Raw genomic sequence first — 9,171 nt, forward strand, 5'->3', positions numbered from 1 at the left:
CGGCCACCACAACACCCGCGCCGGAACTCAATGGTGCGGGCGCGGGTGTTGTGGTGGCCGAGGAAGGCGAGCATGGCGGCGGCGGTGGGCTGACCGGCAGCCCAGAAATCATGGACGACCAGGCTCATGCCGTGGCGCTCGTGCCGTTTGGTGGTGAGGCTGAGCAGGCCGGTGACGAGGTGGCCGGGCCGGGCGAAGCGGTAGGTGGTGAGATTGCTCTTGTCGTGCTTCCACCGGGGCCACCAGGTGGGTCGGTGGACGGGACCGTTCCACTGTCGGGCGAGGTCGCGTTGGAGGGCTTCGGCTTCGTCGGTGAGCCCGTGCTCGACTTCGAAGTCCGCGGTGGTGAAGGAGCATTTGAGGTCGTCGGTGGCCACCGCCCAGGCGAGGACGCCGGTGGGGGCTTCCCATCCGAGGCGGCGGGCGTAGCCGGTGGAGGAGGTCACTACCGTGGAGATCACCGCTCCGCGATCGATCAGGGGGCGCAGTCGTTCGGTGACCATGTCGGCGGCCAGGTGCTCGCCGCGCTCCTCGGGGGCCACGCAGCCGTCGCCGAGGCAGGCGCTGGCGACAGGAGCACCGCCGAAGAACTGATCGACGAGGAGGCCGAGGCCGCCGGCGACGACCCGGCCGCCGCGGACGGCGACCTGGAGGTCGGCGTGCTCGCGCAGGTGGGTGATGTCACCGACCGGGTGGCCGTAGGCGCGGGTGGCGAGCTGACTGTACTGCTCCCACAGGCCGTCGTCGGCCGGGGCGAAAGTCAACTGCTGATTCATGGTTCGCCCTCAGTAGTAGGTGGCGTCGCGAGCGGCGTCCGCGTTCAGAGGCACGAGGAAGGTGCGGGTGAAGGCCAGGACGCTGGTGTTGTCCTGGTTGTGTGCGGTGGTGTGGCAGATGATGACCCCGGTGTCGGGTCGGCTCTCGGAGGCCCGGCGGGTGAGGATCTTCGTCTCGGCGTACAGGGTGTCGCCGATGTGGACGGGCGTGGTGAAGCGCACGTGGTCGACGGCGACGTTGGCGGTGGTCAGGCCACTGACGCTGCGGACGGTCATGCCGGCCACGAGGTTGAGGGTGACGCCGGAGCACACCAGGATGCGGCCCCACCGAGTCTGGCTGCTGTAGTGGGCATCGGTGTGGATGGGGGCGACGTTGCCGCTCAGGGCGGCGCCGAGGAGGTTGTCGAGTTCGGTGACGGTCCGGCCGGGCCGGTGTTCGATGATCAGGCCGGGGGCGAGTTCGGGGTAGGAGAGGCCGACGCTCTCGCGGATCCGGTCCTCGCCGATCTGCCGGTAGCTGTGGGGCAGGCCGATGCTCATGACGTACGGTCCGTTTCGGCGACGAGCGCGCGGGCCCGGTTGAAGAAGGGGGTGCCGCGCATCTGCCCGTCGACGGTGGTCACCGTTCCGCCACTTGCGTCGGCGGCCTCGACGATGGCGCGGGCCTGTGCGATCTCTTCGGTGGTCGAGGTGAAGACCTCGTTGATCACCTGTACGTGGCGGGGGTGGACGCAGCCCTTGCCGTAGAAGCCGATTTCCTTGGCCCGTTCGGCGTCTCGGCGCAGGATGCCGGGGTCGTCGAGTTCCCAGGTGGGGGCGTCGATGGCGGGGATGTTCGCGGCGGTGGCGGCGTTGATGAGGGCCGAGCGGGCGTAGTGGAGGGTGTCCCAGTCCAGGCCGCAGCGGACGGAGGCGGCGTAGTCGGCGGAGCCGAAGAGGACGCCGCCGAGCCGGGGTGCGCGCATGATCGCGGGGAGGGTGTCGAAGGCCCGGGGGCTTTCGATCAGCGCCCAGATGTCGGGGGTGTAGTCGTCGGTGTCGAGTACGGCTGCGACGAGTTCGATGTCGCGGGGGGATTCCACCTTGGGGACCACGATGAGGTCGGGCCGGGCGGTGTAGGCGGCGAGGGCGGCGAGGTCTTTGATGCCGTCGAGCGTCGTCAGGCCGTTCATCCGGATGCCGAGGGTGCACGGCAGGTCGGGGTGGGCGAAGAACGCTTCGGATGCGGTGCGGGCGGTCTGCTTGTCGGTGAGGGCGACGGAGTCCTCGATGTCGACGACGGCGACCGCGGCGCCGGACTTCCGCGCGGTGGCGAAGCGGTCTTCGTGCAGGCCGGGGGTGATGATCCAGGCCCGTCCGGGACGGCGGTTGTTGCTGGTCATGGGGTGGTCACCTTCCGTTGCGCTTGGTGGTGATGAGGAGGTCGAGCCGGCCGAGGGTGGCGGCGTTCTTGATGTCGCTGTCGCTGATGTCGATGCCGTAGCGGTCGGTGAGCAGGACGGACAGTTCGACGACGGCGAGGGAGTCGAATCCGGCGTGGTCGAGCCTGGCGTCGTCGGTGAGCCGGTCGGCGGGCAGCTTGAGGTCGTCGGTCAGGATGCGGGTGAGGTCACCGGTCATGTCCGGCTCCTTTGGGTGGGTGGCTGCGGGGAGAGGCCGGGCCAGGTGAGGGTGGTGGCGCCCCAGGTCAGTCCGGCGCCGAACGCGGTGAGCAGGGTGCGGTGGCCGGGCTTGAGACGGCCGTCGGCGGCGGAGCGGGCCAGGAGCAGGGGGATGGACGCGGCGCCGGTGTTGCCGGTCTCGGCGATATTGCTGAGTTGGCGGTCTTCGGGGACGCCGAGCCTGCGTGCGACGAAGGCGGTGATGCGGCTGTTGGCCTGGTGCGGGACCAGGCGGTCGATGTCGCCGAGTTCCCATCCGGCGGCGGCAGTGGCCTGGCGGGATGCGGTGGACATGCGGTCGACCGCATGCCGGAAGACCTCGCCTCCGTCCATGTGCAGGGTGCCGGGGCGGGAGGCCCGGATCAGGCCGGCGCCGGTGCCGTCGCTGCCCAGGACCACCGGCCCGAGCGCCCCGGCTTCGTCCGCGCTGCCGTGGCGCAGCACCACGGCTCCGGCGCCGTCGCCGAACAGGGGGACGGTCGTGCGGTCCACGGGGTCGGGAAGGGCGGCGAGGCGGTCGGCACCGATGACCAGGACGGTCCCTACGGTGCCGGCGGCGATGAGCCCGGCCGCGGTGGCGAGGGCGTAGAGGAACCCGGTGCAGCCGGCCGCGAGGTCGTAGGCGGGGATGCCGGTCAGGCCGAGCCGGGTGGCAACGGCGGGGGCGGTGGCCGGACAGCAGCGGTCCGGGGTGGTCGTGGCCACCACCAGTGCCTCCACTGTGACCGGTTCCCTGTCGGCGAGTGCCTGGGCGCCGGCCCGTACGGCGAGGTCGGTCGTGGACAGGTCCGCCCCGGCGACGTGCCGTTGGGCGATGCCGGTCCGCGAGCGGATCCACTCGTCCGTGGTCTCCAGACGTGCGGTCAGGTCGGCGTTCGAGACGGTGTGCGGGGGCAGTGCCGCGCCGACTGCGCAGATCACGGCCGCTCTCCCGGCAGCGACGGATGCGGTGGTCATCGGGCGGCCGGCTTGAGCTGCCGGGCAACCACGCCGATCAGGTCTTCCTGCCCGGCGACGACCTGACGCTCGCCGAGGGCGAGGAACAGGTCGATGGGGTCGACGCCTTCCGCTTGCGCGGTCTGAAGGACGGGCCGCCTGAAGCCGGAGAACACCCCGGCGAGTCCGCTGGCCACGGCGATCGAGTCGATGGACGGCGGGGCCTCCATCAGGCGGTCGGCGGCGACGTCGGCGGCGGCCAGGACCTCGCGCAGGCCGATCCCGGTCTCGGCGCCGCGGCGTTCCAGGACGGCCACGAGGACTTCGAGCTGGGTGTTGCCGGCCCCGGCGCCGAACCCGCGGGCGGTCGCGTCGATGACGGTCGCTCCCGCGTCCACGGCGGCAAGGCTGTTCGCCACGGCCAGGCCCAGGTTGTTGTGGCCGTGGAAGATGACCGGCACACCGACGGCGTCGGCGATGGCGTGCACGCGCTCGGTGACGTCGGAAGGGAGGTAGTACCCGGCCGAGTCCATGATGCCGACGGCCTGAGCGCCGAACTTCACCATCAGGGCGCACTGTTCGGCGAGGTCGCCGGGTCCGGTCATGTGGCTCATGAGCAGGACGCCCTGGGCTTCGGCTCCGAGGTCGCGGACGACACCAAGGTGACGTTCGGTGACATCGGCCTCGGTGCAGTGCGCGGCGATCCGTACGATGTCGGCGCCGTGGTGGACGGCGGCCTGCAGGTCGTCGGATGTACCCCAGCCGGGGGCCATGAAGACGCCCATCCGCGACGAGGTGAGGGCTTCGCGGACGGTGGTGAGCATGGTGGCGTCGTCGAGCTTGGAGCGGCCGATCTGGAGGCTGGAGGCGCCCAGGCCGTTGCCGTGGCCGACCTCGACCACCGGCACGGCGGCGGCGTTCGCGGCGGTGGCGTAGGCGTCGAGGTGGTGGCCGACGGCGTGGTGGCCGTCGCGCAGGGTCGGGTCGTGCAGGAGGATCCGGGGCCGCTCGTGCGGGTGTGTGTTCACGGGTGGGGTTCCCTTCATCGGGACTGCTCTGCGAGCAGAACGGCGGCGGCGTTGATGATGTCGACGCTTCCGGCGTGAGGGGGCAGGCGGCCGCCGCTGGCGGTCACCTCTACCGCGACCGAGATCCGGCCCGGTTCCACGGCGAGCGAGGTCACCTTGAACCCGGGCGTGTAGGCGCGCACGGCCTGGGCGGCTGCCGCGATGCTCGTGCGGACCGGTGCGGCACGGATGCTGTCCGCGAGGACGGTCACGGCCACCCGGAACGGCGGGGCGGGCCGGGCGGGGCTGAGGTTGACCATCACCTTGACGTCCCGGGTGCCGGTGAAGGTCCGGATCGCGGCGGAGGTGGTGGCGATGTACTGGTCGAGGTTCAGGCGGGTGGCCCGGCCAGCGCTCGCGCTCGCCCCCGTGGAGACCACCTCGATGTAAGTCGGGGTGCAGTGCCCGGAGATCGCGTACAGGACCGGAATGGCCGCCTGCCCGCCGCAGCTGACGAGGTTCACGTGCCGGTGGGCCGACGACCGGTGGCTGTTGACCCCCGGGACGATGACCGTGCCAAGCTCCGTGGGGGTCAGGTCGATCAGGGTGGTGCCGGTCGGACGCAGCGCCGCCCAGTGTCCGGCGTGGCTGTCGGCGTTGGTGGCGTCGAAGACCACATCGAAGGGCCCGGCATCCACCACGGCGCGGATCCCGCCGGCCGTGGTCGAGTGGCCCATCTCGGCCGCCCGTCGCAGCCCCAGGCTGTCCCGGTCGCGCCCTGCCACCAGGGCCAGTTCCAGCTTCTGCGACTGGTGGATCTTGTCGGTGAGGTCGACGCCGATCAGGCCCGCGCCGAGTACCGCGACACGCAGACTCTGTTCATCAGCAGCCATCGGCCGCTCCTTCATTCAAGGGGAGGAGGTGCATGAGTGCGAGGTGCGGGGTCAGCAGGGTGCTGCGGTCAGCGCACGCGCAGCTCGACCGGCGGGAGATGCGGCGAGCGGGCGCGCACCGTGCTCCGAGCCTCCAGCGGGAGGCTGGCGTGCACGGCCCCGGCCAGGACCAGCTGCCCGGCGCGCAGTCCGCTGCCTGCGCGGTGCAGCCGTCCGGCGAGCCAGGTCAGGGCGCGGAGCGGGTCGCCGAGGACGGCGCGGCCCTCTCCGGTGGCCACCGCGGTGCCGTCGACGCTGACGACCAGCGGCTCGGCGGCCAGGTCCATGTCCGCGCCGAGCGGCACCATGGGCCCGGTGACCACCCGGGCACAGGACGCGTTGTCGGCGATACTGTCCGCGACCGTGATGCGCCAGCCGGTGAACCGGGTGTCGATCACCTCCAGGGCAAGGAACACCTTCTCCACCGCCGCCCGCGCCTCGTCCACACTCACGTTCTCGCCCGCCAGGTCACGGCCGAGCCGGAAAGCGATCTCCGCCTCCACCCGCGGCTGCATCAGCACGGACCGGGCCATGGTGCTGCCGGTAGGCATCACCATGTTGTCCAGCAGGACACCCGAGTCCGACTCGTCGACGCCCATCTGTTCCTGCATGGCCCGAGAGGTCACCCCGGCCTTGTGGCCGACGACGCGGGCACCGCCCGAGATCCGCCGGGCCACCGCCGCCCCCTGCACCCGGTAGGCGGTCTCCAAAGACAGCTCCGGACTCCGGACGGTCAGCGCGTCGATCGGCACTCGCTCGTACTCCGCCGCCAGCAGAGCCGACGCCGTAGCGTCGATCCAGCGATCATCCGGCTCGTCCATGACGATTCCTCCTCGGGACATGGGGCATCACCTACGGTTCGCAGACGTGGGCACGGGAGCAGATCCGGCGCGGCGCTGAGATGCCGGCCGCCAGGCTCGGGCCTGATGAACAGTCAACCCGGGGGCTCACCGCAGCGGTACGGTGATGGACAGGCCAAGCGGTATATCGCGTATATACGGGGCAGGTACTCATGACCACGCGCACGCCGAACGCCCAGCTCAGCGCCCTTGTCGCCGAATCCGGCCTCACCTACGAGGCCCTGGCCAAGGCGGTCCGCGCGGTCGCCGCCGAGTGCGGTGCGGACTTACGCACGAACAAGTCCAACATGGAGCACTGGCTCGGCGGATCCGTGCCCCGAGGCGACACACCCCGCTACCTCGCGGTCGCGCTCTCCCGGCGCCTGGGCCGCCTCCTGACCACCGCCGACCTCGGCCTGCCCTCCCCGGCAGAAGCCGAGAATGAGACCATCGGACTGTCCCTGGAGGGCGACCCGCTGGACGCTCTGCTGCCGATGTGGAGGTACGAGTTGGACCGCCGCCGCTTCCTGACGGCCTCCGCCTACTCCGCGGCCTCCGCCGCGTTACCCCTCAGCCACGTCCAGGACATCGCCGCCCGCACCGCGGCCGCCCGCACCGGCTACACCGTCGGCATGGCCGAGGTTGCCGCCGTCCGTGACATGGTCCACGCGTTCTCCGAGATGGACGAACGCCACGGCGGACAACACGGCCGCAGTGCCCTGGTCACCTACCTCCGCGACGACGTCGCCCCGCTGTGCCGGGCCCGGTTCCGTACCGACGAAGTCCGCCAGCAGATGCTGTCCGCCGCCGGCCGAGGAGTCCACCTGCTGGGCTGGAAGAGCTACGACGCAGGTCAGCAGGGACTCGCTCAGCGCTACTACCTCCAGTCCTACGCTCTGGCCGCCGAATCCGGCCTGCGCGGGCACGACGGATTCGTGATGCGCACGATGGCCATGCAGGGCCTCAAGCTCCATCGCCCCGAGCACTGCCTGGGCCTGGCCGAGACCGGACTAAACCGGGCCAAGGGACGAGTGGACGCCCAGACCGAAGCGCTCTTCCGCGTCGTTCACGCCCACACCCTGGCCAAAAGCGGCAGGCACCGTGCGGCCCTGGCCGAGGCCGAACACTCCCGCATCCTGCTGACCGGTGCCCCCGGCGACGAGGTGCCGTTCTGGGCGCTGACCTGGGGCCCGCCGGCCGCATCGGTGTACTCCCGCACCGCCAAGGTCCACGAGACCGTAGGAGACCACCGGGCCGCCGCCGAACAGTACGCGCTGGCCGCCACGGCCCGCCCCGCAGACACCTACGCGCGGATCGTCGCCCTGGACCTGGTCGCGGGCGCGGAGATGCACCTCAAGCGCGGCAGCATCGAGCAGGCGTGCGCCACCTGGCACCGAGCAATCGACCACATGGACGGAGTCCGCTCCGTCCGCACCCGCAAGGCGGTCTCCCGTATGCGCGGCGACCTCGCACGCTTCCGGGCCCGTGGCCTGCGGTGCGTGGCCGACCTCGACGAACGGGGACGCGACTTCCTCGCCGGGGCCTGACCTCAGCGGCACCCGGCGAAGCGGCGAACGATCGGTTCCAGATAGTCCGCGTGCGGCCCCGTCAGAGCAGCCAGTTCGTCCGGTGAACGCACCAGGGCGATGTCGTCGAGTTCAGGTACACGGCCCTGAACACGCTCGGCTGCCGATACGGCGGTGAAGTCCGCACGCAACGTTGCCTCGGAAAGGGCAGGTGCGAGGTAGGTCAGGCCGACACTGCCGTTCTCGCCACGGGTGACGGCCCACAGCCTCAGCTCCTCCGCAGCCGCGCTGATCCCCAACTCCTCGGCAAGCTCCCGCGCGGCCTGGCCGGCCAGCGCCGACTCGTCCAGCACCGCCCCATCCTCGGGCGGCTCCACAGATCCCCCCGGCAGCTGCCAGCGGCCCGGGGCAGCCGTAGCGGGCGACATCCTCGCCGCCAGCACACGGCCGTCAACGGTCGGCTGAACGACGTTCACGAACAGCGAGGGCAGTGCGATGGCACCGGGAACACGACGCAGCGCGTAGTGCCGGTAGGTCACACGCACCCAGGACAGGCGCAGGATGCGCGGTCCGCTCCGCTCCAGTCCCCCACACGCCACCACAGGCCCGTCGAAGAGAGCAGGGTTGGCCCGGACCGCCCTCTCCCACACCCGGTCCCGGGTCTCAGCGTCATGGGACGGCAGCGGCGGTTCCGCAGCTTCGGTCAGCAGGAGCCGTTCGACGTCGAAGAGATCAATGCCCACGGGGGGCAGCGTTTCGGTCACCAGCTCATCGTAGAAACCGCTCCAGCATGACCGCCAACTCGGGCGATTACGTGAAACTATGGGCGCCCGGCTAGCTGCCGGTCGTCGGTGTCCGCCGGTGAGCGGGGGCCCGGAACGGTGGCCGCAGCCAGGTTCAGACGGGCACCCATGTCGAGATTTACCCAGTCGTAGGACTCCAGCTCAGAGGCAGGAACCTGTACTTGCCGGGCGCCGAACTCCACAGCCTCACCGGGCAGCTCTGTCCGGTTCCGGGGAAAACGGCCGTACTGCGTGTAGAACTTCGGCAGCACGGCGAAGCCAAGGCGCGTCGCACCGCGCTTGCCGGACACGAGCGCCTGCTCGTCCTTCAACAGCGTCCAGTGATCGACGAGTTCATCCAGATCCAGCGGAGTACGGGCCACGATCGCCGATCGTCCTCGCAGAGCTTCACCCGCCGCAGCCGTACGACCTCGGACTCACCCACACGAGTGACACCCTCACAAGATCACCGCCGTTTGCGGCTGGTGACAGCGTTCTTACCGGCACCCCGAGTACGGCGTTCGGTCCGACGTGTGGGTGGGTGCGCACACTTGGTGTGGGGTGGCCCGGCTCCGGTTCGGCGGCTGGGGGGTGTGGTGCTGGTGGGGATTCATGCCCCGCTGGTCACCATCCGCTGCGTTCTGCGGGTCAGCACCAAGAGGTAAGCGAGCTGAACCAGCACCATTCATGACGGGTGGGGGCCGCCCCTCTC

General features: G+C 70.8%; 11 protein-coding genes. 1 reads left to right on the forward strand and 10 read right to left on the reverse strand.

Translation table 11 applies throughout. The features are described 5' to 3' along the window. The 8 genes from DVH02_RS20715 to DVH02_RS20750 form a co-directional block, all read right to left on the reverse strand. A partial coding sequence (locus DVH02_RS20715) for a GNAT family N-acetyltransferase (protein WP_114625329.1) occupies nucleotides 1-776 on the reverse strand: 776 nt, incomplete at its 3' end. Nucleotides 777-785: 9 nt separating this feature from the next. After that, entirely contained in the window at nucleotides 786-1,316 is a 531-nt protein-coding gene (locus tag DVH02_RS20720) for a MaoC family dehydratase (protein ID WP_114625330.1), read from the reverse strand. After that, nucleotides 1,313-2,158 (reverse strand): HpcH/HpaI aldolase/citrate lyase family protein, encoded by an 846-nt coding sequence (locus DVH02_RS20725; protein ID WP_114625331.1) that lies wholly within the window; start codon nucleotides 2,156-2,158, stop codon nucleotides 1,313-1,315. Before DVH02_RS20725 ends, DVH02_RS20720 begins: the two co-directional genes overlap by 4 nt. A gap of 7 nt (nucleotides 2,159-2,165) precedes the next feature. Continuing rightward, the gene (locus DVH02_RS20730; protein ID WP_114625332.1) at nucleotides 2,166-2,396 is read right to left on the reverse strand and encodes an acyl carrier protein; all 231 of its coding nucleotides are present in this window, start codon (nucleotides 2,394-2,396) and stop codon (nucleotides 2,166-2,168) included. Continuing rightward, nucleotides 2,393-3,358, reverse strand: coding sequence for a beta-ketoacyl-ACP synthase III (locus DVH02_RS20735; protein WP_325051389.1), 966 nt, complete (start codon nucleotides 3,356-3,358; stop codon nucleotides 2,393-2,395). Before DVH02_RS20735 ends, DVH02_RS20730 begins: the two co-directional genes overlap by 4 nt. A 32-nt stretch (nucleotides 3,359-3,390) precedes the next feature. Then, entirely contained in the window at nucleotides 3,391-4,401 is a 1,011-nt protein-coding gene (gene dmpG, locus DVH02_RS20740) for a 4-hydroxy-2-oxovalerate aldolase (RefSeq protein ID WP_233518350.1), read from the reverse strand. Between the two features lie 14 nt (nucleotides 4,402-4,415). Continuing rightward, entirely contained in the window at nucleotides 4,416-5,273 is an 858-nt protein-coding gene (locus tag DVH02_RS20745) for an acetaldehyde dehydrogenase (acetylating) (RefSeq protein ID WP_114625335.1), read from the reverse strand. A 68-nt stretch (nucleotides 5,274-5,341) separates the two neighbouring features. Next, nucleotides 5,342-6,133, reverse strand: coding sequence for a 2-keto-4-pentenoate hydratase (locus DVH02_RS20750; RefSeq protein ID WP_114625336.1), 792 nt, complete (start codon nucleotides 6,131-6,133; stop codon nucleotides 5,342-5,344). A gap of 191 nt (nucleotides 6,134-6,324) precedes the next feature. Between DVH02_RS20750 and DVH02_RS20755 the strand changes: the two genes are divergently transcribed. Next, a complete protein-coding gene (locus DVH02_RS20755) occupies nucleotides 6,325-7,698 on the forward strand; it encodes a hypothetical protein (protein WP_114625337.1) in 1,374 nt (457 codons plus the stop codon). Between the two features lie 2 nt (nucleotides 7,699-7,700). On the opposite strand, the gene DVH02_RS20760 is transcribed toward DVH02_RS20755, so the two are convergent. Beyond that, a complete protein-coding gene (locus tag DVH02_RS20760; RefSeq protein ID WP_233518351.1) occupies nucleotides 7,701-8,441 on the reverse strand; it encodes an NUDIX domain-containing protein in 741 nt (246 codons plus the stop codon). A 56-nt stretch (nucleotides 8,442-8,497) separates the two neighbouring features. After that, on the reverse strand, nucleotides 8,498-8,842 hold the full coding sequence (locus DVH02_RS20765; protein ID WP_158575920.1) for a DUF4158 domain-containing protein: 345 nt from the start codon (nucleotides 8,840-8,842) through the stop codon (nucleotides 8,498-8,500). Nucleotides 8,843-9,171: the final 329 nt, after the last annotated feature.

The sequence above is a fragment of the Streptomyces corynorhini genome (assembly GCF_003346515.1).
Taxonomy (GTDB): domain Bacteria; phylum Actinomycetota; class Actinomycetes; order Streptomycetales; family Streptomycetaceae; genus Streptomyces; species Streptomyces corynorhini.